The sequence below is a fragment of the Streptomyces sp. BBFR51 genome (assembly GCF_044591655.1).
GTDB lineage: Bacteria > Actinomycetota > Actinomycetes > Streptomycetales > Streptomycetaceae > Streptomyces.
The window spans coordinates 1,495,401-1,520,000 of record NZ_CP172448.1; the positions used below are offsets into that span (position 1 = coordinate 1,495,401).

22 protein-coding genes, 2 rRNA genes and 1 riboswitch (1 of these 25 cut by a window edge) are annotated in these 24,600 nt (G+C 69.9%); of the genes, 8 read left to right on the forward strand and 16 right to left on the reverse strand.

Annotation, left to right across the window (positions count from 1 at the left end; translation table 11 throughout):
• Nucleotides 1-17 precede the first annotated feature (17 nt).
• Both ACGH7X_RS06730 and ACGH7X_RS06735 read left to right on the forward strand, forming a co-directional pair.
• Nucleotides 18-878, forward strand: a complete 861-nt coding sequence (locus ACGH7X_RS06730) for an alpha/beta fold hydrolase (protein ID WP_399882587.1) — start codon at nucleotides 18-20, stop codon at nucleotides 876-878.
• A 122-nt stretch (nucleotides 879-1,000) separates the two neighbouring features.
• Nucleotides 1,001-1,810, forward strand: coding sequence for a PhzF family phenazine biosynthesis protein (locus ACGH7X_RS06735; RefSeq protein WP_399882589.1), 810 nt, complete (start codon nucleotides 1,001-1,003; stop codon nucleotides 1,808-1,810).
• Nucleotides 1,811-1,846: 36 nt separating this feature from the next.
• On the opposite strand, the gene ACGH7X_RS06740 is transcribed toward ACGH7X_RS06735, so the two are convergent.
• Together ACGH7X_RS06740 and ACGH7X_RS06745 are read right to left on the reverse strand one after the other, a co-directional pair.
• On the reverse strand, nucleotides 1,847-2,674 hold the full coding sequence (locus tag ACGH7X_RS06740; RefSeq protein WP_399882591.1) for a CPBP family intramembrane glutamic endopeptidase: 828 nt from the start codon (nucleotides 2,672-2,674) through the stop codon (nucleotides 1,847-1,849).
• 81 nt (nucleotides 2,675-2,755) lie between these two features.
• Nucleotides 2,756-4,273: a glutamate--cysteine ligase gene (locus ACGH7X_RS06745; protein WP_399882593.1), complete on the reverse strand. Its 1,518-nt coding sequence runs from the start codon at nucleotides 4,271-4,273 to the stop codon at nucleotides 2,756-2,758.
• A 552-nt stretch (nucleotides 4,274-4,825) separates the two neighbouring features.
• On the opposite strand from ACGH7X_RS06745, the gene ACGH7X_RS06750 reads away from it, so the two are divergent.
• The 3 genes from ACGH7X_RS06750 (at nucleotide 4,826) to ACGH7X_RS06760 (ending at nucleotide 7,185) form a co-directional block, all read left to right on the forward strand.
• A complete protein-coding gene (locus tag ACGH7X_RS06750) occupies nucleotides 4,826-5,410 on the forward strand; it encodes a hypothetical protein (RefSeq protein WP_399882595.1) in 585 nt (194 codons plus the stop codon).
• Nucleotides 5,411-5,686: 276 nt separating this feature from the next.
• Nucleotides 5,687-5,890: a DUF5999 family protein gene (locus ACGH7X_RS06755; RefSeq protein ID WP_399882597.1), complete on the forward strand. Its 204-nt coding sequence runs from the start codon at nucleotides 5,687-5,689 to the stop codon at nucleotides 5,888-5,890.
• 230 nt (nucleotides 5,891-6,120) lie between these two features.
• Nucleotides 6,121-7,185, forward strand: coding sequence for a LacI family DNA-binding transcriptional regulator (locus ACGH7X_RS06760; RefSeq protein WP_399882599.1), 1,065 nt, complete (start codon nucleotides 6,121-6,123; stop codon nucleotides 7,183-7,185).
• Nucleotides 7,186-7,194: 9 nt separating this feature from the next.
• Here ACGH7X_RS06760 and ACGH7X_RS06765 read toward each other — a convergent pair whose 3' ends face one another.
• Entirely contained in the window at nucleotides 7,195-7,797 is a 603-nt protein-coding gene (locus ACGH7X_RS06765) for a DUF1707 domain-containing protein (protein ID WP_399882601.1), read from the reverse strand.
• A 133-nt stretch (nucleotides 7,798-7,930) separates the two neighbouring features.
• Between ACGH7X_RS06765 and ACGH7X_RS06770 the strand changes: the two genes are divergently transcribed.
• Together ACGH7X_RS06770 and ACGH7X_RS06775 are read left to right on the forward strand one after the other, a co-directional pair.
• A complete protein-coding gene (locus ACGH7X_RS06770; RefSeq protein ID WP_399882603.1) occupies nucleotides 7,931-8,326 on the forward strand; it encodes a molybdopterin-binding protein in 396 nt (131 codons plus the stop codon).
• 115 nt (nucleotides 8,327-8,441) lie between these two features.
• Nucleotides 8,442-8,861: a molybdopterin-binding protein gene (locus tag ACGH7X_RS06775; protein WP_399882605.1), complete on the forward strand. Its 420-nt coding sequence runs from the start codon at nucleotides 8,442-8,444 to the stop codon at nucleotides 8,859-8,861.
• Between the two features lie 57 nt (nucleotides 8,862-8,918).
• Here ACGH7X_RS06775 and gcvP read toward each other — a convergent pair whose 3' ends face one another.
• Complete coding sequence (gcvP, locus tag ACGH7X_RS06780) at nucleotides 8,919-11,804, reverse strand: aminomethyl-transferring glycine dehydrogenase (RefSeq protein WP_399882607.1); 2,886 nt, start codon at nucleotides 11,802-11,804, stop codon at nucleotides 8,919-8,921.
• A gap of 177 nt (nucleotides 11,805-11,981) precedes the next feature.
• Nucleotides 11,982-12,077, reverse strand: a riboswitch (glycine riboswitch).
• Between the two features lie 150 nt (nucleotides 12,078-12,227).
• Between gcvP and ACGH7X_RS06785 the strand changes: the two genes are divergently transcribed.
• Nucleotides 12,228-12,605, forward strand: coding sequence for a PRC-barrel domain-containing protein (locus ACGH7X_RS06785; RefSeq protein ID WP_399882609.1), 378 nt, complete (start codon nucleotides 12,228-12,230; stop codon nucleotides 12,603-12,605).
• A 22-nt stretch (nucleotides 12,606-12,627) separates the two neighbouring features.
• Here the strand turns inward: ACGH7X_RS06785 and ACGH7X_RS06790 are convergent, their stop codons facing one another.
• The 12 genes from ACGH7X_RS06790 to ACGH7X_RS06845 form a co-directional block, all read right to left on the reverse strand.
• Complete coding sequence (locus ACGH7X_RS06790; protein ID WP_399882611.1) at nucleotides 12,628-14,010, reverse strand: DNA polymerase IV; 1,383 nt, start codon at nucleotides 14,008-14,010, stop codon at nucleotides 12,628-12,630.
• A gap of 76 nt (nucleotides 14,011-14,086) precedes the next feature.
• Nucleotides 14,087-14,587: a MerR family transcriptional regulator gene (locus ACGH7X_RS06795; protein ID WP_399882613.1), complete on the reverse strand. Its 501-nt coding sequence runs from the start codon at nucleotides 14,585-14,587 to the stop codon at nucleotides 14,087-14,089.
• 376 nt (nucleotides 14,588-14,963) lie between these two features.
• Entirely contained in the window at nucleotides 14,964-15,437 is a 474-nt protein-coding gene (locus tag ACGH7X_RS06800) for a bifunctional nuclease family protein (protein WP_030189411.1), read from the reverse strand.
• Nucleotides 15,438-15,521: 84 nt separating this feature from the next.
• Nucleotides 15,522-16,259: a MerR family transcriptional regulator gene (locus ACGH7X_RS06805; protein WP_399882615.1), complete on the reverse strand. Its 738-nt coding sequence runs from the start codon at nucleotides 16,257-16,259 to the stop codon at nucleotides 15,522-15,524.
• Nucleotides 16,260-16,303: 44 nt separating this feature from the next.
• A complete protein-coding gene (locus tag ACGH7X_RS06810; protein ID WP_399882617.1) occupies nucleotides 16,304-16,840 on the reverse strand; it encodes an FHA domain-containing protein in 537 nt (178 codons plus the stop codon).
• Between the two features lie 484 nt (nucleotides 16,841-17,324).
• A complete protein-coding gene (locus tag ACGH7X_RS06815) occupies nucleotides 17,325-18,173 on the reverse strand; it encodes a DUF881 domain-containing protein (protein WP_399882619.1) in 849 nt (282 codons plus the stop codon).
• Between the two features lie 5 nt (nucleotides 18,174-18,178).
• Nucleotides 18,179-18,511, reverse strand: a complete 333-nt coding sequence (locus ACGH7X_RS06820) for a small basic family protein (RefSeq protein WP_003977440.1) — start codon at nucleotides 18,509-18,511, stop codon at nucleotides 18,179-18,181.
• Entirely contained in the window at nucleotides 18,508-19,413 is a 906-nt protein-coding gene (locus ACGH7X_RS06825) for a DUF881 domain-containing protein (protein WP_399882621.1), read from the reverse strand. The genes ACGH7X_RS06820 and ACGH7X_RS06825 overlap by 4 nt, the downstream gene beginning before the upstream one ends.
• A gap of 98 nt (nucleotides 19,414-19,511) precedes the next feature.
• The gene (locus ACGH7X_RS06830; RefSeq protein WP_399882623.1) at nucleotides 19,512-22,007 is read right to left on the reverse strand and encodes a sugar phosphate nucleotidyltransferase; all 2,496 of its coding nucleotides are present in this window, start codon (nucleotides 22,005-22,007) and stop codon (nucleotides 19,512-19,514) included.
• Between the two features lie 112 nt (nucleotides 22,008-22,119).
• Nucleotides 22,120-22,728, reverse strand: coding sequence for a CDP-alcohol phosphatidyltransferase family protein (locus ACGH7X_RS06835; protein WP_399882624.1), 609 nt, complete (start codon nucleotides 22,726-22,728; stop codon nucleotides 22,120-22,122).
• A gap of 110 nt (nucleotides 22,729-22,838) precedes the next feature.
• Nucleotides 22,839-22,955 (reverse strand): 5S ribosomal RNA (gene rrf, locus ACGH7X_RS06840).
• An 84-nt stretch (nucleotides 22,956-23,039) separates the two neighbouring features.
• Nucleotides 23,040-24,600: ribosomal RNA gene (locus ACGH7X_RS06845) — 23S ribosomal RNA — on the reverse strand (it continues 1,562 nt past the right edge of the window).

A 24,600-nucleotide genomic window follows, 5' to 3' on the forward strand; every position in this document is an offset into this window, starting at 1 on the left:
CCTACAGTGAGGCGGCGATGGCACTCCTACACGCTCATGACTACGGGGGCGACGGCCCCCAACTGGTTCTTCTGCACGGCTACTCACGGTCGCTCACCGACTGGGACGCCGCGGCCGCCCTGCTCACCGCCGGACACCGGGTGCTCGCCCTCGACCTGCCCGGACACGGCGGCTCGCCGAGCGCCTCGCCCTGGACCGTTCCCACCGTGGTGCGGCACATCGCGGACACCCTCGAGGCACATGGCGTGCCGGAGGCCGTCGTGGTGGGCCACTCGCTCGGCGGACTGATCGCGGTCGAGTACGCCCGGGCCGACCCGGCCCGTGCCCGGGCCCGCGCCGCCGTCAACCTCGACGGCTTCTGGTGGGGACGCGAGCGACCGGGCGCGGAGCAGCTGGCCGAGGGCCTGCTGGCGTCGGCCGGGGCGATCGCGTCATCGGGGTACGTCGAGGGGCGGGTCGAGGACTCCGCCCCGTTCGGGATTCCCGCCGACCGGGCGGCGGCCGCCGCCCGCGCGGCCGCCCGCCCGTTGCCCGACGGCAGGTGGCAGACGCTTCCGGAGCGGGCTGAGGCGCTCGAGATCTTCGACGAGCTCCACCGCCTCGGCGCGCTCGGTGTCAGCTCGTGGCTGGCGGGGATCGACCGTCCCCTGCTGGTGGTGCAGGCAGGGCGGCGGCCGCCGCCCGCGCCCGGCATGGAGTGGTTCGACGAGTTCAGCGCCCGGTTCGCGCGAGAGGTCTCCGACGAACTGACCGCGCTCGCCCGCACCCGGCCGACGCTCGCGGTCAGCCGTATCGACGCCACTCACGTCATGAACATGGAGACCCCGGAGGCGGTGGCGTCGCTGGTCACCGGGTTCGTCCGAGGACTGCCCGACTGAGGGTCCCGGCCGGGCCGCGAGTCGGGGGCGGGCCCGAGTGAGGTTCCCGCCTCGCCGAATCCGGTCCAGAGCTCGGGAATTGGCCTTGGTCCACGGTGTGGGCCGGCGTCTAGCGTCGGGCCATGCGCATCCGAATCGTCGACGCCTTCACCGACCGGCCCTTCGCCGGCAACCCCGCCGGGGTCCTGCTCCTCGACGCCTTCCCGGACGACGACCGGCTCCAGCGGGTCGCCCTGGAGGTCAACCACGCCGAGACCGCGTTCGCCCACCGCCTGCCCGCGGGCGGCGAGGCCGACTGGGCGCTGCGCTGGTTCACGCCGGCCACCGAGGTCGCGATGTGCGGCCACGCGACGCTCGCCACCGCCCACGTCCTGCACACCACGGGCGCCCACGAGGGGCCGGTGTGGTTCGCCACCCGCAGCGGCGTGCTCGTCGCGACGCCCCGCGAGGACGGCTCGGTCACCCTGGACTTCCCGACCGCGCCGCTCACCCCGGTCGAGGCCCCGGCGGGCGTCGCCGAGGCCCTGGGCGCCGAGCCCCACGCCGTCCTGGACACCGGCCCGAACACCGGTGACCTGCTGGTCGAGGTCGCCGACGAGAAGACCGTCCGCGGCCTGACGCCGGATCTCAAGGCGCTGGCCGCCCACTCGGAGCGCGGCATCATCGCCACCGCCCGTGCGCAGGACCCCGGCGCCGGCTACGACTACGTCTCCCGGTGCTTCTTCCCGGGCGTCGGCATCGACGAGGACGCCGTCACCGGCAGCGCCCACACGGCCCTGGCGCCGTTCTGGTCCGAGCGCCTGGGCCGCCCCGACCTCACCGGACTCCAGGCCTCGCCCCGTTCCGGGCGGGTGCGCACGCAACTGCGGGGCGGGCGCACGCTGCTGACCGGGCACGCGGTGACGGTGATCGACGGCGAGCTGCTGGCCTGACCCGGCACGGGGTGGCGCGGTGACGCCCCAGTGCGTTCACGCCGTCGGCAGCCAGTCCACCTTCCCGGCCAGCAGCCCGTAGCCGACGAAGGCCCCGATGTCGAGCAGCGAGTGCGCCACCACCAGCGGGCCCACCCGCCCCCAGCGGCGGTACAGGTAGACGAACACGACGCCCATCACCATGTTGCCGACGAAGCCGCCGATCCCCTGGTAGAGGTGGTACGACCCGCGCAGCACCGAACTGGCCGCCATCGACGCGCCCGCACTCCAGCCGAGGCGGTCGAGCCGCCGCAGCAGATAGCCGACGACGATGACCTCCTCCAGGACGGAGTTCTGCACCGCCGAGAGGATCAGTACGGGGTACTTCCACCACACGTCGGGCAGGGCCTCGGGCACCACGGTGAGGTTGAAGCCGAGGCCGCGGGCCGCCAGGTAGAAGGCGATACCGGTACTGCCGATGACGGCGGCGACGGCGGCCCCGCGACCCAGGTCCGGCCACGGGCGGCTGCGGTCGAACCCCAGAGCGCGCAGGCCGCTGCCCTCGCGCAGCAGGAAGTGCGCCACGAGCGCGACGGGGACGAGGGCCGTGGTGATCCCGAAGAGCTGCCAGGCCAGGTCCAGCCAGGGACGGCCGGGCGCCGCCGAGGCGTTGAGGGTGGCCGCCTGGTCCTTGAGCCCGCCGGGCCGGGTGACCGAGCCGACGAAGCTGATGAGGGCGGACACGCCGCTCGCGCCGAGCGAGAGCGCGAGAACGAGCAGCGTCTCGTCACGCAGGATCCGCCGCGTGAGCCGCTCCTCGGCCCATGGCTCCTCGCCGAGTCGCTTCTGAGGGAACGAATCGTCCACCGGGCCCGCCTCCGCCATGCACACCTGCCTCCAGCTGGGACGTCACAGCTTGCCCGATCAGTATGGGGCGGCGCGCGGCGGGGGCGGGCCCGGTGTCGGTCAGCTCGGCGGCACCGGCTCCGGCGGGCCCACCGGCCACAGGTGCACGGGGTCGCCCAAGCGCATGAGTTCGACGTAACGGCGGGTCGTGGCGGCCAGCGCGGCCTCCCGGGACAGGCCCGCCTCCAGCCCCCGGTGGAACGTGGCCGCCTGCCAGGACGCGCCGTTGACCCGGCGCCGGCACCGCTCCTCGATGACGCCGAGGTACAGGTCCCGGTCCGCGGGCTCCACACCCCACGCGTCGAGACCGGCCTCGGCGAGCGGCAGCAGTTCGTCGCGTACGAGGACGGCGGCGTCGACCTCCGCGGTGCCGCCGAGCCGGCCGCGCCGGGGCCACTCGAAGCGGGCGTCGATGCCGTGGCGGCACGCGGCCTCGAAGTTGGCGGCGGCGGCCTCGAACGGCAGCCGGGTCCACACCGGCCGGGGCTCCTCGGCGAGCGCGCGCACGACGCCGTAGTAGAAGGCCGCATTGGCGATGACGTCGGTGACGGTGGGCCCGGCGGGCAGGACCCTGTTCTCCACCCGCAGGTGCGGAACGCCGTCGGCGATGTCGTAGACGGGGCGGTTCCAGCGGTAGACGGTGCCGTTGTGCAGGACGAGTTCGGAGAGCGAGGGCACGCCGCCCGCGTCCAGGACCTCCAGCGGGTCCTCCTCGTCGCAGATCGGCAGCAGCGCCGGGAAGTAGCGCCGGTTCTCCTCGAACAGGTCGTAGGCCGAGGTCACCCACCGCTCGCCGAACCAGGTGCGCGGCCGCACGCCCTGGGCCTGCAGCTCGGGCGGGCGGGTGTCGGTGGACTGCTGGAACAGCGGGGGCCGCGACTCACGCCACAGCTCGCGGCCGAACAGGAAGGGTGCGTTGGCCCCGAGGGCGATCTGTGCGGCGGTGACCGCCTGGGCCGCGTTCCACACGTCGGCGAAGCGGTCCGGGGTGACCTGGAGGTGCAGTTGCACCGAGGTGCAGGCGGCTTCGGGGGCGATGGACTTGGAGGTGCAGGTCAGACGCTCGACGCCCTCGATGTCGAGGGTGAAGTCCTCGCCGCGGGCGGCCACGATCTGTTCGTTGAGCAGCGCGTAGCGGTCGACGGCGGAGAGGTTGGAGGAGACCAGGTCGTCCCGGTCCAGCGTCGGCAGAATGCCGATCATCGCGATTCCCGCGTCCACCTCGCCCGCCTTGCGGTCCGCATATGCCAACGACGTACGGATCTCCTCGGCGAGCCGGTCGAATACCCGGCCGCCCAGGCGATGGGGAGCTATGTTGACTTCCAGGTTGAACATGGCGAGTTCTGTTTGGAAGTCGCGACTCGCGATGCGCTCGAGGACTTGCGCATTCAACATTTTCGGCATCCCGTCGGCACCGACGAGATTCAATTCGATCTCCAGCCCCATGAGGTTCTTCGGGCGGTCGAACCGCTTCTCCGCCAGAAGTCGCTCCAGGCCCGTCAGGCACCGCTGGAGCTTCTCGCGGTAGCGCTGGCGATCGGACAGGTCGAACTGACCTGCCACGACCTTCTCCCCCATGGAAGAGTCCCTTCTCGGAGCGATGAGTGGAAGCGCCGGCCGCCGGTGGCCGGTCCGGTGGGATGATGCCCAGCCGAAGCGATCGATAACGTCCCCGCACCGGCCCGGCACCCGCTACGCTGTGCCGATGTGACCGGTGGCACATTCACCGGGCATGGCACGGCGAGCAGTTTCCCGGGCCGACAACTCGTGAAAAACGCCGACGACAATTGGCCGACCGCTTGGTGAACATTCCCCGAGGTCACCGTCGTACACCCGGCCCGAAATCCGGAGGATTCCCGCATATCGGCGGCCGAATTCAACCTTGTACTGGTTACCGGAATCGGCTAGCCGAAACACAGTCTGAACACATGTCGTATAAACTCCGCGGACGAGGCAGCGGACCGGCGCCCGCGGTCGAAGGATCCTGCCGTCGAGCTGACGCGCGGCAGGCCTCACCCACTTCTCGGTTCCAGGACCCGGACCCTGCCTCCCCAGCCCCGTGAGCCGACAGCGTCGTCCGCCCCGCTCCGCCCTCGCGCCACCGTGCCTTCGAATGAGAGGCGACCCATCATGCCCCTGCGTGTCTCCCCGGCCCCCGCGCCGGCCCTGCGCTCCGTCCTCACCGCCCTCTCCTCGCCCACCGCGGTCCGAGAGGCCCGGACTCCCGCCCTGCTCGGCGCCCAGGGACCCGCCACGCCCGAACTGCCGCTGCCCGTGCACGTCCTCGACCGGATCACGGCGGAGGGCGTGACGGCGACGCGACTGACCGGGTGGCGGTTCCACATCCGGTGCGGCGACCGGGCGGTGGCGGCGGCGGAGACCATGCTGACCCCCGACGGCTGGGCGTTCTCGCACTTCTTCGAAGGCCCCTACGTCGCCTCGACCGAGCGCGCGCTGCGGCAGGCCGAGTCGGTGACCCAGTCCTACCAACCGCGTCTGCTGTCGGTTCCCGAGCTGTACATGCTCACGCTGTGGCTGCACGGCGACTGCACCGCGGACGCCGCCGCCGGGCACCCCGCGGCCACCGACCTGCTGGTGCCGCTGGCGCCGGCGCCTCCCGGCATCGCGGCCCACCGGCCGCACCGGGTCGCCGACCTGCTGCCGGTCCTCACGCACCGGCTGACGCCGACGCGGCTGCTGGGTTCTCCCGCCTGACCCGCCCCGCTCTCCCCCACCCGCGCGGACTAGCCCCATCCGGCCATGACGAACCATCCGAAGTGACAGTGCAGTTGGGCTGAACCGTCCGCGCGGGTGATGCGTCATCAACCTGTGAGAAGCGGTGCTGCGAAATACCTGCGGATCGACGCCCGTGGGGCAACACTGGGTTCGGACCGACTTATACAACGGGGGGCGGCCATGGACGACGTTTCACGCCGCGGGACAGACAAGACAGCGCACTCACCCATCACGACAGACCGAGAGACCCCACTCATGTGTCAGCACAAACCACCGTGCCCCTCAGCCGTCTCCGCCGACCGGGAGTCCGCCCGCCTCGTGGCGCACCACCCGGAGCAGGGGTGGAGCCTGCTGTGCAACGGTGTCGTCCTCTTCGAGGACACCGGTGAGCTACTGCCGGACGGTCAGGTCATCGCCCCGCACCGCCCTGTCGGCGCGGGTCTGATCACCGCCGCCTGACCACCGACCGGGCGGGGTGACCCCACCGCGCCCGGTGCATCACGGGGCCGGCCCGCAGCCACGGCTGCGCACCGGCCCCCACGCGTGTCCGGAGCCGGTCACTCCCCGTAGCTCCGCTGGTCCGACGCGGTGACAGCCCGGTATCCGGGCCCGGAACGCCTTCCCCCGAGCGCCGGGTTTCCGGAAGACTCCTGGAGGTTTCACGGTCCGCGTCGACGGAGGTGGGGGAAGTGGCAGCAGACGGGGCCCGGGTCAGGACGGCTTCCGGTGGCCGGGGCAGGGTCACGATCACGGACATCGCCCGTCGCGCGGGGGTTTCGGTGCCGACCGTGTCCCGGGTCGTGAACGGCCGGTCGGACGTGTCGCCCGGGACCCGGGCGCGGGTGGAGGAGTTGCTGCGCCGGTACGGCTACCGCAAGCGCGCCGTCTCTCCCGGCCGCCGGGCCGCCCTGATCGACCTGGTCTTCAACGACCTGGACAGTCCCTGGGCCGTGGAGATCATCCGGGGCGTCGAGGAAGTGGCCCACGCCGCCGGGGCGGGCACCGTGGTGTCCGCGATCCACGGACGTTCGGGCGACGCCCGTCAGTGGATGCGCAATCTGCGGGCCAGGGCCTGCGACGGCGTCGTGCTCGTCACCTCCGCCCTCGACCCGGTCCTCCACCAGGAGCTGCGGATCCTCGGTGTGCCGCTGGTCGTCGTCGACCCGGCGGGCTCCCCCGCACTGGACGTGCCCACCGTCGGCGCCGCCAACCGGTCCGGCGGCATGGCGGCCACCGAGCACCTGCTGGCGCTGGGACACCGCAGGATCGGCCTGGTCACCGGGCCGCCGCGGCTGCTGTGCTCACGGGCCCGCCTCGACGGCTACCGAGCCGCTCTGGAAGGCGCCGGCATCGGCGTGGACGAGTCGCTGATCGTCCCCGGCGACTTCCGCCACGAGTCCGGCTTCGCCGGCTGCGACGCCCTGCTGGACCTGTCCGCGCCGCCGACCGCCGTCTTCGCGGCCAGCGACCAGATGGCGCTCGGCGCGATCGAGGCGCTGCGCCGGCGGGGGCTGAGGGTGCCGCAGGACATGAGCGTCGTCGGCTTCGACGACCTTCCGGAGGTCCGCTGGTCGGCGCCGCCCCTGACGACGGTGCGCCAGCCGCTCGCCGACATGGGCAAGGTGGCCGCGCGCACGGTGCTCCGCCTGACCCGCGACGAGCGGCCGGACTCGCCACGGGTCGAGCTGGGCACGGAACTGATACTCCGGTCCAGCACGGCACCCCCGCCCGGCTCCGCGGCACTCTCCCGCTGAGCCCGCGCTCTACGCCTTCCGCCCGAGCCCGCGGCGCGGCGAGCGCACCACGACTTTCCCCCAGCTGATCGCACCCGCGATCTCCACCCTGAGCACCACGGGCGCCCCGGTGTCGACCGTCCGCGGCGTCTTGACCTCGGCGAAGCTCGTCACCAGTGAGTCGGTGTCCACCACGATGCCGGGCCGGGTCAGCAGCTTCAGCGCCCCGGCCTGCATGTCGAGGTCGATGCGGAGGGTGTCGTGGGTGATCACGGCCCGGGCCAGGTCGAGCGTCACCTCGCCCCAGGCCGAGCGGATCTCCATCCGCCGCGGCACCACCCAGCCCTCGCCGCGCCGGGTGGACGCGCCCTCCTGCTCGATGCGGACGACGTCCTTGGCCGCGGCGGCGGGGGCCGGGGCCCCGTCCGTCACGACGGGCAGGTCGGCGGTGAGGACGGCCAGCTCGCCCTGGGTGCGCGCGGTGAGTGCGGCGCCCACCCGCTCGTCCAGCTCCTCGGCGGTCAGCCGGCCGTCGCTGGCGGCGGCGCTCAGTATGTCCACGGCTCTGTCCCGGTCCGTGTGCGAGGCCCGCAGTGCGGGCGTCCCGCCGTCCTGTGAAGGCTGCACCGACATAGCTCGACCCCGATCTCCCCGGGGCGTCGTGCGCGACCACCCCACCACTGCGGCAGACTAACGCTATATCGCGTTATACCCAACGGCCAACCCCGCGTCCGGCGTTCCCCTCCCCCGGCCTATCGTGACCGGCATGCAGTCCTACACGATCGGCCAGGCGGCACGGCTGCTCGGCGTCAGCCCGGACACCGCCCGCCGCTGGGCCGACGCGGGCCGGTTCACCACCCAGCGTGACGAGGGCGGGCGGCGCGTCGTCGACGGGCGCGACCTGGCCGCCTTCTCGGTCGAACTCGCCCGCTCGGGTGGCGCCGACGCGGACACCCCGTACACCTCGGTCCGCAACGCCTTCCCGGGGATCGTGACCGCGATCAAGCTCGGCGACGTCGCCGCCCAGGTCGAGATCCAGGCCGGCCCGCACCGGCTCGTCTCCCTGCTGACCCGGGAGGCGGTGGAGGAACTCGGCCTGGAGGTCGGCATGGAGGCCACCGCCCGGGTGAAGTCGACGAATGTCCATATCGACAGAACCTGACCGGACGCCCGGCGTGGCCGGAGCCGCGTGCACCTCACCGGAGCGGGCGACGGCCCAAGACGACGCAGACGCGCGCATGCCCGGCGCAAGGCTTCCACCGGGCTACGGTGCCCTCATGAGCCTGAGCATCCGCAACCAGCTCCCCGGCACCGTCACCGCCGTCACCCCGGGCGAGGCCATGGCGACGGTCGGGATCCGCCTCTCCGGCGGCCAGGACCTCACCGCGGCGATCACCCGGGACGCCGCCGAGGACCTGGCTCTCGCCGCCGGCACCGCCGTCCGGGCCCTGGTGAAGTCCACGGAAGTCGCCCTGGCCACCGGGCCCGTCGAGGGCCTGTCCATCCGCAACCGGCTCCCCGGTACGGTCACCGCTCTCACCACCGGCGCCGCGATGGCCTCCGTCGCGGTCGCCGTCGAGGGCGCCGAGCTGACCGCCGCCATCACCAGGGAGGCCGCCGACGACCTGGGCCTGGCCGTCGGCGTTCCGGTCGTCGCGCTGGTCAAGGCGACCGAGGTGTCCCTCGCGACCGCCTGACACGAGAAGAGGCTCCGTCCGGGCCTGCGCCCGCACGGAGCCTCTCTGCTACGGGACTCAGTCCTCGTACGCGTCCAGCGGCGGGCAGGAGCAGACGAGGTTCCGGTCGCCGAAGGCCTGGTCGATGCGGCGCACCGGCGGCCAGTACTTGTCGGCGGCGGACACCCCGGCCGGGAAGACGGCCTCCTCGCGGGTGTACGCGTGGTCCCACTCGCCGCCCAGCGCACCGGCGGTGTGCGGTGCGTTGCGCAACGGGTTGTCGTCCTCCGACCAGGCGCCGGAGCCGACCTTCTCGATCTCCGCGCGGATGGCGATCATCGCCTCGCAGAACCGGTCGAGCTCGGCCAGGTCCTCGGACTCGGTCGGCTCGATCATCAGCGTGCCGGCCACCGGGAAGGACATCGTCGGCGCGTGGAAGCCGTAGTCGATCAGGCGCTTGGCCACGTCGTCGACGCTCACGCCGGTCGCCTTGGTCAGCGGGCGCAGATCGATGATGCACTCGTGCGCGACCAGCCCGCCGGGGCCGTTGTAGAGCACCGGGAAGTGCGGCTCCAGGCGCTTGGCGATGTAGTTGGCGGACAGCACGGCCACCTGCGTGGCGCGCTTGAGTCCCTCGCCGCCCATCAGCCGGACGTACGACCACGAGATCGGCAGGATGCCGGCCGAGCCCCACGGCGCCGCCGAGATCGGGCCGACACCGGTCTGCGGACCGGCCGCGGGCTGCAGCGGGTGGTTGGGCAGGTACGGCGCCAGGTGCGACCGTACGGCCACGGGGCCGACGCCGGGACCGCCGCCGCCGTGCGGGATGCAGAACGTCTTGTGCAGGTTCAGGTGGGAGACGTCGCCGCCGAAGTGGCCGGGCTTGGCGAGGCCGACGAGGGCGTTGAGGTTGGCGCCGTCCACGTAGACCTGACCGCCCGCGTCGTGCACCCGGGCGCAGATGTCGGCGACGTGCTCCTCGAACACGCCGTGCGTGGAGGGGTAGGTGATCATCAGCACGGCGAGCTCGTCGCGGTGCTTCTCGATCTTGGCGCGCAGGTCCTCGACGTCGATCTCGCCGTCCTCGGCGGTCTTGACGACGACGACCTTCATGCCGGCCATCACGGCGCTGGCGGCGTTGGTGCCGTGCGCGGAGGACGGGATGAGGCAGACGGTGCGCTGCTCGTCGCCGTTGGCCCGGTGGTAGCCGCGTACGGCCAGCAGGCCCGCGAACTCGCCCTGCGACCCCGCGTTCGGCTGGAGCGACACCTTGTCGTACCCGGTGACCTCGGCGAGCCGCTCCTCCAGCTCACGGATGAGGGTCAGGTAGCCCTGCGCCTGCTCGGCGGGTGCGAAGGGGTGCAGCGCGCCGAACTCGGGCCAGGTGACCGGTTCCATCTCGGTGGTCGCGTTGAGCTTCATCGTGCAGGAGCCCAGCGGGATCATGCCCCGGTCCAGCGCGTAGTCCCGGTCGGCGAGGCGGCGCAGGTAGCGCAGCATCGCGGTCTCGGAGCGGTGCTGGTGGAAGACGGGGTGGGTCAGGAAGTCGTCGGTGCGCAGCAGCGCCTCGGGCAGCGTCTCCCCGGTCTCCGCGTCCAGCGACTCGATGTCGCCCTCCACGCCGAAGGCGTGCCACACGCCACCGACCTGGGCGCGCGTGGTGGTCTCGTCGCAGGCGAACGACACGTGGTCGGCGTCGACGAGCCGGAGGTTGACGCCGTTCCCGCGGGCGGCGTGGACGACCTCTGCGGCCCTGCCGGGCACCCGCGCGGTGACCGTGTCGAAGTAGGAGCCGTGGACGATCTCCACGCCGTCGGCGGCGAGCCCCGCGGCGATGACGGAGGCGTAGCGGTGGGTGCGCCGGGCGATCGCCCGCAGGCCCTCCGGCCCGTGGTACACGGCGTACATGCCGGCCATGACGGCGAGCAGCACCTGCGCGGTGCAGATGTTGCTGGTGGCCTTCTCGCGGCGGATGTGCTGCTCGCGGGTCTGCAGGGCCAGCCGGTAGGCCTTGTTGCCGTCGGCGTCCACGGAGACGCCGACCAGGCGGCCGGGGAGGCTGCGGGCGAACTTCTCGTGCACGGCCATGTAGCCGGCGTGCGGCCCGCCGAAGCCCATCGGCACACCGAAGCGCTGGGTGGTGCCCACCGCGATGTCCGCGCCCAGCTCGCCGGGCGAGGTGAGCAGCGTGAGGGCGAGCAGGTCGGCGGAGACGGTGACGAGCGCGCCGAGTTCGTGCGCCCGGTCGACGACCGGCTTGATGTCACGGACGGCACCGGAGGCGCCCGGGTACTGGATCAGGACGCCGTTGATCTCCCGCTCGGCCACCTCGGCGGGGATGCCCGCGCTCAGGTCGGCGACGACGACCTCGACGCCGGTCGGCTCCGCACGGGTCCTTATCACGGCGACGGTCTGCGGCAGGGCGTCCGAGTCGACCAGGAACAGGCCCTTCTTGTTCTTGCCCATGCGCCGGGAGAGCGCCATCGCCTCGGCGGCGGCGGTGCCCTCGTCGAGCAGCGAGGCACCGGAGGTGGGCAGACCGGTGAGCTCGGCGACCATGGTCTGGAAGTTGAGCAGCGCCTCGAGGCGGCCCTGGGAGATCTCCGGCTGGTAGGGCGTGTACGCCGTGTACCAGGACGGGTTCTCCATGACGTTGCGCAGGATGACCGGCGGGGTGAAGGTGCCGTAGTAGCCGAGGCCGATCATGGAGTCGAGGACCTGGTTGCGGTCGGCCAGTGAACGCAGCTCGGCCAGCACCTGGGCCTCGGAGCGGGCGCCCGGCAGGTCCAGCGCGTCGGCGTTCTTGATCACATCCGGCACCGCGGCGGCCGTCAGCTCGTCGAGCGAACCGTAACCGACCTGCGCGAGCATCTTGGCCCGGGCCTCGTGGTCGGGGCCGATGTGGCGCTGCTCGAAGGGCATTGCCTGTTCGAGTTCGGAGAGCGGAGTGCGGTGGGCGGTCATTGCGGAGGCCTCCTGGTCTGACGACCTTCGAGGGGCACCACGGCGCGGGTACCCGGACGGCCTCCCCCTCTGTCATCTCAACCTGAGAGCTTCACCGGGCGAGCCCGAGGGCCCTCCCGGCTTTCACCGTCGGTGAGAGCGGAAGCCGTCGACACCCGCCCTGCTTTCCAGAGTGACCTCGTCCGTGCGGTACGTGAGCCTGAGAGATTCCGGGGAGGATTTGCTCCTTCGGCGCCTCCGATGGTGTTCGGAGGACTCTCCCGCGCGGGGTCAGCAGCCGTTTGCCAGCGTACCAGCGAGGCCGCCGCACGGACTTCGAGTGGCCGAGCGGCCACATGTGCTCTTTTGTAGTACTTACGGATGATTAGGCGGCTGGTGTGCGACCCCAGTGCGGCCCAGTGGTGCGATCAAGTGGAGGGCCCCGTGCGTACTGACATCGATCCGCGGAACCTGATCGGCCGCAAGGCGTTCGACCGCGACGGCACCAGGATCGGCACCGTGGACGAGGTCTACCTCGACGATGCCACCGGCGTCCCCGAGTGGGCGGCCATACGAACGGGACTCTTCAGCCGGGACGCCTTCGTCCCCCTGGAGCCCAGCGAGCTGGTCGACGGCACCCTGCGCGTGCCCTTCGACCGGGCCCTGATCAAGGAGGCGCCCGACTTCGGCGTCGGCCGCCACCTCTCACCGGAACAGGAACTCCAGCTCTACCACCACTACGGCCTGGACGTGGCGGCCCCTCCCCCGCCCCCCGACCACGACTTCGGCAAGCTGGCCGGCAAGGGCAACGAGGACAACTGACACACCGTCCCTCCGTCACCCATCACCGGGCCACCGGCCTCGCGGGCCCGGCCTCCCCGGGTCTTCGTGCCGCGCGCGCGACCAGCGGCAGCGGATCCGCCGGGGTCAGCTCCGGGTCGTCCACCGCAAAGGTCCGCACCCGGCCGGTCGGCGAGTACGGCGTCTCGAACCGCACGGTGACCCGCCCGAGACCGCTGCCCTGCACCCACCCGTGCCCGTGCTCCACGTGCCGCACGTCGTGCCCCGACGGCCATCGACGCTCGGTGGGGGACGGCTGCTGCTCCTCGGCGGGATCTGTCTCTGGCTCCTCGGCCGGTTCCTCGGCCAGCTCCCCCGCCGCCTGCGCGAACAGGTCCTCCTGTGTGTAGTCGGCGAGCCCGCTGACACCCACCCCGAGCAGCCGCACGCCGCCCGTGGTGTCCACCGAGTCCAGCAGCCGGGCGGCCGCCTCCCGCACCACCGCCGGGTCGTCGGTTGGGCCGCGCAGCGTCTCGGAGCGGGTCAGCGTGGAGAAGTCGTACCTGCGCACCTTGAGCACGATGGTCCGCCCGGACAGACCGGACCCGCGCAGCCGCCGCACGCACCGGTCCGCCAGGCGCCCCACCTCGACGCCGACGCGCACCCGGTCGTGGATGTCCACGTCGTAGGTGTCCTCGACCGACACCGACTTGGTCTCCCGCTCGGCCACCACGGGCCGCTCGTCACGGGCCAGCGCCATGGCGTACAGCGCGTGGCCGTGCGCCTTGCCCAGCAGCCGCACCAGCTCGTCCTCGCCCGCCTCGGCGATCTCGCCGACCGTGGTGATCCCCGCCCGGCGCAGGTGGTCCCCCGTGGCCGGTCCCACCCCGGGCAGCGTCCGCACGGTCATCGGCTCCAGCATCGCCCGCTCCGTCCCCGGCGGGATGAGGACCAGTCCGTCGGGCTTGGCCTCTTCCGAGGCGATCTTGGCGAGCATCTTGGAGGCTGCCAGTCCCACCGACCCGGTGAGGCCGGTGACGGTACGGATGTCCGTGCGCAGCTTCGCTCCGGCCAGCCGCGCGGACGCCGCGTCCCAGGCCGTCCCGCCGGCCTCCAGGTCCACGAAGGCCTCGTCCAGGCTCAGCGGCTCCACCAGCGGCGACAGCTCCCCCAGCAGCCGCATCACCTGCTCGCTGATCGACCGGTACAGCTCGAAGCGAGGAACGAGGTAGGCGGCGTGGGGCGCGAGCCGACGGGCCTGGCCCATGGGCATCGCGGAGTGCACACCGAACACCCGCGCCTCGTACGAGCAGGTGGCGACCACGCCGCGTGGTCCGAGGCCGCCCACGACGACGGCCTTCCCGCGCAGGCTCGGCTTGGACGCCTGCTCCACCGAGGCGAAGAAGGCATCCATGTCGAGATGCAGGATCGTGGGCGCGGTTCTCACATCTCCGATGCTGCCCTACGCCACTGACAATGCGGCCGGACGGCGGTCGGAAGGCGTCCGCCGGAGCGGCGGTGGATCAGACCGCCCTGTTGCGCCGCCGTGCCAGCTCGTCCGCCGGATTGTGCCCGACCAGGGTCTCCCCCGTGTCGATCCGCTCCCCGTGAAGCTGCGACAGGGCGCTCTCCACGTCCCGCCACACCACGCCGACCGCGATACCGAAGATGCCCTGACCGCCCTGCAGCAGGGCGTGCACCTCGTCGGGCGAGGTGCACTCGTAGACGGTGGCGCCGTCGCTCATCAGCGTCATCCGCTCCAGGTCGCAAAAACCGCGCTCCCTCAGATGCTGGACGGTGGTGCGGATGTTCTGCAGTGACACCCCGGTGTCGAGGAAGCGCTTGACGATCTTCAGCACGACCACGTCGCGGAAGCTGTACAGGCGCTGCGTACCGGAACCGTGCGCGGGCCGCACGCTGGGCTCGACGAGCCCCGTGCGGGCCCAGTAGTCGAGTTGCCGGTAGGTGATACCGGCGGCCGCGCAGGCCGTCGGCCCGCGATAGCCGATCTGCTCGGACGCCATGGACGTCGCCCCTCCGCTGGTCGGCACGACTGCCGGTCGCCGCAGACCCGGATCGGCCGCGCCACCGTGCTGGGGATGGCCCCCGCTCGTGCGGAGCCGAGAGCCCGGGGGAGGGTACGGACCGCCTGCCCCGAGGCTGTGCCCGGGGCCACCCCCAGCCGTACCGTCGCCGCTGATTCTCACGCCGACCTCCGTCCTTGACCTGCCTCCTCGAAGGTAGGCAGTCACCAAGGGTGCGTCAACGATCGCCACACTCGGCACGCCGAGTGATAATCACCCTACGAGTGGTTTCCCGTGCCCTGTCTCGGGGAAAGGCTAGCCGAATGTGTCCGGCCGGGGGCCGTACGGCGCCCCGACCCACATCGGCCCGCGCGTCTCACTGGTTGCTGGTCCCGAAGTCCTCGGGCGAGATCTGGTCGAGGAACTCGCGGAACTTCTCCACCTCGTCCTCCTGCTCGTCCGGGATGGCGATACCGGCGTCGTCGAGGACCGTGTCACTGCCGTAGATCGGTGTACCGGTGCGCAGGGCCAGCGCTATGGCGTCGGACGGCCTGGCACTGACCTCGACCCCGCTCGCGAAGACCAGCTCGGCGTAGAAGACCCCGTCGCGCAGGTCGGTGATGCGTACCTCGGTGAGCTCCTGGCCGACGGCTTCCAGCACGTCCTTGAACAGGTCGTGGGTCAGCGGCCGTGCGGGAGCCATGCCCTGCTGGGCGAAGGCGATCGCCGTCGCCTCCCCCGGTCCGATCCAGATGGGAAGGTAACGGTCGCCTCCCACCTCGCGCAGCAGCACGATCGGTTGGTTGGAGGGCATCTCGACCCGGACACCTACGACATCGAGCTCGTTCACACAGCAACCCTAGGCCGTGCCCGGGACGTTTGGGTAGTCGGGCCGGGATCGGGTGGGCGATCCGGGTCTGCGGACACGTCCGATTCAGGGCAGCCGCACGCCGAGGGCGGTCTGCACCAGCGCCGCGTGCAGCTGCACCGCCAGCCCCGCCAGCTCCTTGGTGCGGGCTTGTGCGTGTGCCCTGGTCTGGGGGTTGCGGTGGCGCTTCAACGGGGCCACCACCTGGTCCACGAGTCCGGCGTCCCGGTCGGCGGCGGCCTTCATCACCCGCAGGTGCCTCGGTTCGATCCCGAACCGCCCCAGCTGCACCACCAGCGACGCCACGGTGACCGCCTCGGCGTCGTACGCCCCGTCGGGCAGTGGGGCGAGGAGTCCGTACGACTCCCACTCCTTCAGTTCCCGGTCGTCGATTCCGGCCGTGGCGAGCAGCTCGTCCCGCCCGATCCTGGCCACCGTCGGGCTCTCGGCGGGCTCCGCTACGGTCTCCCCGTCACGCTGGCGACCGACCCTCGGCAGCGCCACGGCCTCGCCGCGCTCCACGGCGTCCAGGTGCTCACGGATCACCTTGAGGGGCAGATAGTGGTCCCGCTGCATGCGCAGCACCTCGGCGAGGCGCTCGACGTCGTGCGCGCTGAACTTGCGGTACCCGGCCGGGGTCCGCCGCGGCTCGACGAGGCCCTCCGACTCCAGGAAGCGGATCTTGGAGATGGTGATGTCGGGGAACTCGTCACGCAGCGCGTTCAGCACTGCGCCGATGCTCATCAGCCCACTGTCCGTGGCGGCGGCGCCTTGCCCGGCGCCGCCGCTCGGTGTTTGAAGCATGGACCTTCCCTGGAGGTTCCCCGGGCGGGAGGCCCGGGGGCGGGTCAGTAACCCCGCTGGCTCGCGTAGAACACCAGCCGGTACTTGCCGATCTGCACCTCGTCACCGTTCGACAGGGCGACCTGGTCGATGCGCTCCCGGTTGACGTACGTGCCGTTCAGGCTGCCGACGTCGGCGACCGTGAACGAACCGTCGGGACCGCGGCGGAACTCCACGTGCCGGCGCGAGACCGTCACGTCGTCCAGGAAGATGTCGCTCTGCGGGTGGCGTCCTGCGGTGGTCAGCTCGCCGTCCAGCAGGAAGCGGCTGCCCGAGTTCGGACCGCGGCGCACGACCAGGAGCGCTGAGCCCAGCGGCAGCGCGTCCACGGCGGCCTGCGCCTCGGGAGAGAGTGCCGGCATCGCCGTCTGGCCGGTGACCTCGGCGTCGTACGCCTCCAGACCGGAGATGGAGATCGTGGAGGTCGTCTCGGACGCACGCTCCGGAACCGCCCCGGCACGCAGCGGCGCCCCGCAGTTGGAGCAGAAGCGGCTGTTCTCCGCGTTGCGGTTACCGCACCTCGTACACACCAGGGCCGACATGGACGGATCCTCCTGCCGCGGCTGCCCCGCCGGGGCGTTCGACGCGTACGGGCCGGGGGCAAAACCTCCACCCGTACCTGAGGTTGACGGTTGGCCGAAACCTATGCCGCCGGACTGTGCGGGGTCAACAGACGGCGCGCCCTGACCACTGGGAATGTCACCGCCCGGACCAGCCACCTGGTCCCGGAACATCGGGCGTCGGCCCTCCGCGTCGGGCTGCGCGCGATGGCGAGCGGTCGCGTTGTCGCTACCCTCTCGCGCGCTCTTGCCGAACAACTTCGCAAACAACTTCACGGGCGATTCCCCTTGACCGAAACAGACCCGCCCGTGGGGCAGGACGAACCCTTACCGAACGTACTGGTCGACCCGGACACCTTCACAACGTCCGTCTCCACCAGACAGTTTCCACCACGCACCACCCAATCGGTGCGCCGACCCCCCGCAACCTCATGCCCTCGCCGGACGCCCACCATGCACCGCCGGTTCACTGGGAGGACGACCGAGCGTAGTCAGGCCGCTTCGCCGCTCGCAAGGCGTCCACAACGATCTTGCTCGACCGCTCAACAGTAACGGTGGCCTGTTCCTTCTCCAGAGTCTGCACCACGCCTCCAGGAATGTTGAGAGCCGGTTCGAGGTCCTGCGGCTTGCCGATGACCTGGAAACGATAGGGCGCGTTGATCTTGTTCCCGTCGACGCTCACGGACTTGTCGGCGTCCGCGAGGTACGTGCCCGCGACGACCCGTACGCCGTTCACCTGGATCGCCTCCGCACCCGCGGCGCGCAGCTCCTGGATCGCGTCGAGCAGCATGTCCGCCTCGACCGTCCCCTTCGTGTCCTCGATCGTCACCGTGATGCCGGGCCCCTGCGCGGCCACGGTGCCCGCGAGAATGCCCAGTTGCCGCTCCTTCTCCAGCGTCTGCTTGCGGGCCTCCTCCGCCTGGTCGGAGCTGTTCTCCAGCTCGTCGCGCTGCTTCTCGAGGCCCTGCTTCTCGTCTTCAAGACGCTGAGTACGGTCGTCCAGTTCATCGAGGATGCGGACCAGATCCTCCTGCCGGGCGCCACGCAGCGCGCTGTCGCTGTCACTGTTGGACGCCACCTGGACCGCGAGCCCGAAACCCAGCCCGAACAGGAGCAGGGCGACGATGAGTTGCGCCCTAGTGAGGCGCGGCGGCCACAGCCCCTTCAGCAGCCGCTGCCTGCCGGTCGCTCCTGGCTGCCCATCCGCCGGGGCGTCACCCCCCGCCGTGTCCGCGGCCGGGGACTCCGACGGCGCCACTTCCTCGGGCAGCTCCTTGCGGAGTCGGTTCGCGGGCTGCTCGTCGTGGTCGCTCATCCGCCTCACGCCCGGAAGACGTGGCGTCGGATCGCCGCGGCGTTGGAGAAGATGCGGATGCCGAGGACGACCACGACACCGGTGGACAGCTGGGCACCGACGCCCAACTTGTCGCCGAGGAACACGATCAGTGCGGCCACGACCACGTTCGACAGGAACGACACCACGAAGACCTTGTCGTCGAAGATGCCGTCGAGCATGGCCCGCAGACCACCGAAGACGGCGTCCAGCGCCGCCACGACGGCGATCGGCAGATACGGCTCCACGGCCGCCGGCACCTCGGGCCGGACCAACAATCCGGCCACGACTCCCACGACGAGGCCCAGTACGGCGATCACGATGTGCCCTTCTCGGTTATCGGCTGTGCTGTACGTACGATCACGCTCGGTGCGGCCGGCAGCTTGAGGTCGTCCGCGACGGAGATGGCGGTCCGGATGCCGTAGTTCTCCTGGAGGGCGTGCAGGTAAAGACCGTCGGCGCTGTCCTGGAACGTGCTGCTCAGCCGCTCGCCATCGCCCACCGCGAGCACCGTGTACGGCGGCACCAGCGGCCTGTTGTCGACCAGTATCGCGTCACCGGCGGCCCGGATCGCCGACAGGGCGGTCAGACGCTGTCCGTTGATGGTGATCGCCTCGGCGCCCGACTCCCACAGCCCGTTGACCACGCGCTGCATGTCCCGGTCCCGCACCCGGCCCGTGTCGGAGAACCCGGACGTGCCGCGCGGCTGCCCGTCACCGCCCGTGCCCACGTCCTTGGCATCGTTGATCACGAGCTTCACACCCGGGCCGTGCACCTCGACCGCGCCGGACAGGATGCCCACCACGTCGGACCGATCGCTGTCGCCGCTCTTCTCCAGCGCCTCGCGCCGCCGCGCGTCCACGTCGTCGCGCAACTCGTCGACGCTCTGCTCGAGCTTGTCCGCCGCCGAGGTCTCCCCCTCTATGCGGTCGACGAGTTCTTCGCGTTCCTTGGCGACGACCGGAGCGGCGACCCGCGCCTGGGCCGCGCCGACCGTCACGACCAGGGCCGCCAGCACGAGGCCGGTCGCCAGTCCGAGCTTGGCACGCAGGGTCCTCGGCATACCGCCGCTGCCGTCGGCCTTCTTCCGCGCGGCGGCCTCGGCGTATCCGTCGTCGAGGCTGTGATCCATGACATTGGTGAGCAATGACATGGACGCGTCCGGGCGCGCGGGCCGCGTGGATGTGCTCCGAACGGGGGGTGGCTGCGGCATGCCGCACATCGTCGCACGCCACCGCCACTACCTCCGAACGGCCCCACCGGCGTGCCGGACAGGCCCCCTTGGGGACACTTGTCCGGCACGCACGCGTGCGGTGTGTTTTACCGGCCCGCGCTGTCCACCACCGCGGACCACTCGTCCAGCAGCGCCTGCGCGGAGGCGTCGTCGGGACCCTCGGCCCACAGGTGGGTGACGGCCTCGGCCGGGTCGGGCAGCACCATGACCCAGCGCCCGTCCGTCTCCACCACCCGTACACCGTCCGTCGTGTCCACGGAGCGATCCCCGGCCGCCTCGACGACCCGCCGCATCACCAGGCCCTTGACGGCCCACGGGGTGGCCAGATCACGCTTGAGGACGTGCGCCCGCGGAATCCGCGCGTCGATCTGGCTCAGCGTGAGCTGCGTGCGCGCGACCAGCCCGATCAACCGCACGAAGGCCGCCGTACCGTCGTAGACGCTACTGAACTCCGGGACGATGAAGCCGCCCTTGCCGTCACCGCCGAAGATCGCCCCTTCCTCACCGCCGACCCGCGTCAGGTCGTCGGGGGAGGTGGTCGTCCACTCGACCTGGGTGCCGTGGTAAGCCGCCACCTGCTCGGCGATCCTGGTGGTCGTCACCGGCAACGCCACCCGTCCGCTGCGCCGCTCGGCCGCGATCAGGTCCAGCATCACCAGTAGCGCCCGGTCGTCCTCGATGATGCGACCCTTCTCGTCGACGAGCGAGAGCCGCTCACCGACCGGGTCGAACCGCACCCCGAACGCCGCCCGCGAGGACGCGACGATCTCCCCGAGGCGCACCAGACCCGAGCGCCGGATGTCGGCCGACTCGGTCGGCCTGGACTCGTCGAGCCCCGGGTTGATGGTCAGCGAGTCCACGCCCAGCTTCCCCAGCAGACTGGGCAGGACCAGCCCCGCACTGCCGTTGGAGGCGTCCACGACGACCTTCAGCCCGGACTCGGCGATCCCCGTGATGTCGACGTTGCGCAGCAGTGACCCGGTGTACGAGTCGAACACGCTGGACGGGAAGTGCAGGTCCCCGATCTCTCCGGGGAACGCCCGCCGGTACTCCTGCCGCGCGAACACCCGGTCCAGCTTCCGCTGGCTCCCCTGTGACAGGTCGGCGCCCTGTCCGTCGAAGAACATGATGTCGACGGAGTCCGGCACCCCCAAGGTGGTCCGGATCATGATCCCGCCGGCGCTCCCCCGCGCGGTCTGCTGCCGCGCGACGGGCAGCGGAACGTTCTCCAGGTCCCGTACGTCGATGGCGCTGGCCTGGAGGGCCGAGATCACCGCCCGCTTGAGCGCGCGGGCACCACGGGAGTGGTCGCGGGCCGTGGTGACGGTGGAGCCCTTCTTGAGGGTCGTCGCGTAGGCACCGGCCAGCCGGACGGCCAGTTCCGGCGTGATCTCCACGTTCAGGATGCCGGACACGCCCCGGGCGCCGAACAAGTGCGCCTGGCCCCGGGACTCCCAGATGACCGAGGTGTTGACGAAGGCACCGGCCTCGATGGTCTTGAACGGGTAGACCCGTACATTCCCCTGGATGATCGATTCTTCACCGACCAGGCACTCGTCCCCGATGACCGCGCCGTCCTCGATCCGCGCGGCGCGCATGATGTCGGTGTTCTTGCCTACGACACAGCCCCGCAGATTGCTGTGCGGTCCGACGTACACGTTGTCGGCCACGACGGCCTTGTGCAGGAAGGCGCCGGTCTTGACGACGACGTTGGAGCCGATGACCGTGTGCTCCCGGATCTCGGCGCCGGCCTCGACCTTGGCGTAGTCGCCGATGTACAGAGGCCCCCGCAGCACGGCGTCGGCATGCACCTCGGCGCCCTCGGCCACCCAGACGCCGGGCGAGATCTCGAAGCCGTCGATGTCGACGTCGACCTTGCGCTCCAGAACGTCGGCCTGGGCCTTCACATAGCTCTCGTGCGTGCCGACGTCCTCCCAGTAGCCCTCGGCGACATAGCCGTAGACGGGCTTGCCTTCCTTCATCAGCTGCGGGAAGACGTCTCCGGACCAGTCCACGGGCACATCGGCGTCGACATAGTCGAAGACCTCGGGCTCCATGACGTAGATCCCGGTGTTCACCGTGTCCGAGAAGACCTGGCCCCAGGTCGGCTTCTCGAGGAATCGTTCGACCTTGCCCTCTTCGTCGACGATGGTGATGCCGAATTCCAGGGGGTTGGGCACGCGCGTCAGGCACACGGTGACGAGCGCGCCCTTTTCCTTGTGGAAATTGATCAGGTCGGTGAGGTCGAAGTCGGTCAGCGCGTCGCCGGAAATGACGAGGAAGGCATCGTCCTTCAACGCCTCTTCGGCGTTCTTGACGCTTCCGGCAGTACCGAGTGGCTTCTCCTCGTTGGCATAGGTGAGCTCCATTCCGAGCTCTTCGCCGTCACCGAAGTAGTTCTTGACCAGCGAGGCCAGAAACTGGACGGTGACCACGGTCTCGTTGAGCCCATGCCTTTTGAGCAACCGAAGAACGTGCTCCATGATCGGCCGGTTGACCACCGGCAGGAGCGGCTTGGGCATGCTCGAGGTCATGGGACGAAGGCGCGTGCCTTCGCCTCCAGCCATCACGACGGCCTTCATGTCGGAAGCGTCCTCCTCTGAGAGACGACGGTTTGGCCGACTTCACCCCTCTAGGGTCCCGCACTTTTCCGGCGCGGGCCATCCGGCCACTGGGGCCGCACAATCAGCGAGTTCAATCGGCTGCGGCGTCCGCACGAACCAGGCGGCGGACCTGCACCACGTAGAGAACACCTGCCCACCAGTACAGGGTTGTACCCCATCCGGCGAACGCCCATCCGAAAACAGCGGCGAGTGACGCGATCCACCCGCTTCCGTCACTGAGCAGAAGCAAGGGGAAGGCGTACATGAGGTTGAAGGTGGCGGCCTTGCCGAGGAAGTTCACCTGCGGCGGCGGATAGCCGTGACGCCGGAGGATGCCCACCATCACCAGCAGCATGGCTTCCCGGGCAAGCAGTACAAGGGCCAACCAGAGCGGGAGAATCTCACGCCAGGTGAGCCCCACCAGCGTCGAAAGAATGTAAAGGCGGTCGGCCGCGGGGTCCAGGAGCCGGCCGAGACTGCTGATCTGGTTCCAGCGCCGCGCGAGCTTTCCGTCCAGGTAGTCGCTGATCCCGCTCAGGGCCAGTACCAACAGCGCCCAGCCGTCGCTCTGCGGGCCGCCGAACTCGGGCCTGAGGATGAGCCACAGGAAGAGCGGCACGCCGGCGAGGCGCGCCATGCTCAGGATGTTCGGGATGGTGAGGACCCGGTCGGTCTGCACGCGGGTCTCCTGGACCTCCACGCGGGGGCCTCCTGGGGTGAAACGAGCCAATGATGCTCCCTGACCCTACCTCAACGCAAAAAAGCTCTGGCTCTCGGGCTGCATGCCCAAGAGCCAGAGCTCTAAAAGGAGTTCGGCGGCGTCCTACTCTCCCACAGGGTCCCCCCTGCAGTACCATCGGCGCTGTAAGGCTTAGCTTCCGGGTTCGAAATGTAACCGGGCGTTTCCCCTACGCTATGACCACCGAAACACTATGAAACTCTCAACCGCACCATGTGTGGCACATGGGGTTGTTCGTGGTTTCAGAACCAACACAGTGGACGCGAGCAACTGAGGACAAGCCCTCGGCCTATTAGTACCGGTCACCTCCACACCTCACGGTGCTTCCAGATCCGGCCTATCAACCCAGTCGTCTACTGGGAGCCTTAACCCCTCAAAGGGGGTGGGAGTCCTCATCTCGAAGCAGGCTTCCCGCTTAGATGCTTTCAGCGGTTATCCCTCCCGAACGTAGCCAACCAGCCATGCCCTTGGCAGGACAACTGGCACACCAGAGGTTCGTCCGTCCCGGTCCTCTCGTACTAGGGACAGCCCTTCTCAAGACTCCTACGCGCACAGCGGATAGGGACCGAACTGTCTCACGACGTTCTAAACCCAGCTCGCGTACCGCTTTAATGGGCGAACAGCCCAACCCTTGGGACCGACTCCAGCCCCAGGATGCGACGAGCCGACATCGAGGTGCCAAACCATCCCGTCGATATGGACTCTTGGGGAAGATCAGCCTGTTATCCCCGGGGTACCTTTTATCCGTTGAGCGACGGCGCTTCCACAAGCCACCGCCGGATCACTAGTCCCGACTTTCGTCCCTGCTCGACCCGTCGGTCTCACAGTCAAGCTCCCTTGTGCACTTACACTCAACACCTGATTGCCAACCAGGCTGAGGGAACCTTTGGGCGCCTCCGTTACTCTTTAGGAGGCAACCGCCCCAGTTAAACTACCCATCAGACACTGTCCCTGATCCGGATCACGGACCCAGGTTAGACATCCAGCACGACCAGACTGGTATTTCAACGACGACTCCACCCACACTGGCGTGCGAGCTTCAAAGTCTCCCAGCTATCCTACACAAGCCGAACCGAACACCAATATCAAACTGTAGTAAAGGTCCCGGGGTCTTTCCGTCCTGCTGCGCGAAACGAGCATCTTTACTCGTAGTGCAATTTCACCGGGCCTATGGTTGAGACAGTCGAGAAGTCGTTACGCCATTCGTGCAGGTCGGAACTTACCCGACAAGGAATTTCGCTACCTTAGGATGGTTATAGTTACCACCGCCGTTTACTGGCGCTTAAGTTCTCAGCTTCGCCACACCGAAATGTGACTAACCGGTCCCCTTAACGTTCCAGCACCGGGCAGGCGTCAGTCCGTATACATCGCCTTACGGCTTCGCACGGACCTGTGTTTTTAGTAAACAGTCGCTTCTCGCTGGTCTCTGCGGCCACCCCCAGCTCAGAGTGTAAAACTCGTCACCGAGTGTGGCCCCCCTTCTCCCGAAGTTACGGGGGCATTTTGCCGAGTTCCTTAACCATAGTTCACCCGAACGCCTCGGTATTCTCTACCTGACCACCTGAGTCGGTTTAGGGTACGGGCCGCCATGAAACTCGCTAGAGGCTTTTCTCGACAGCATAGGATCATCCACTTCACCACAATCGGCTCGGCATCAGGTCTCACCCACATGCCATCCGGATTTACCTGGATGACGGGCTACACCCTTACCCCGGGACAACCACCGCCCGGGATGGACTACCTTCCTGCGTCACCCCATCACTCACCTACTGCAAGTCTGGTTCGCCGGCTCCACCACTTTCCTTTCCCCGAAGGGTCCGGAACGGCTTCACG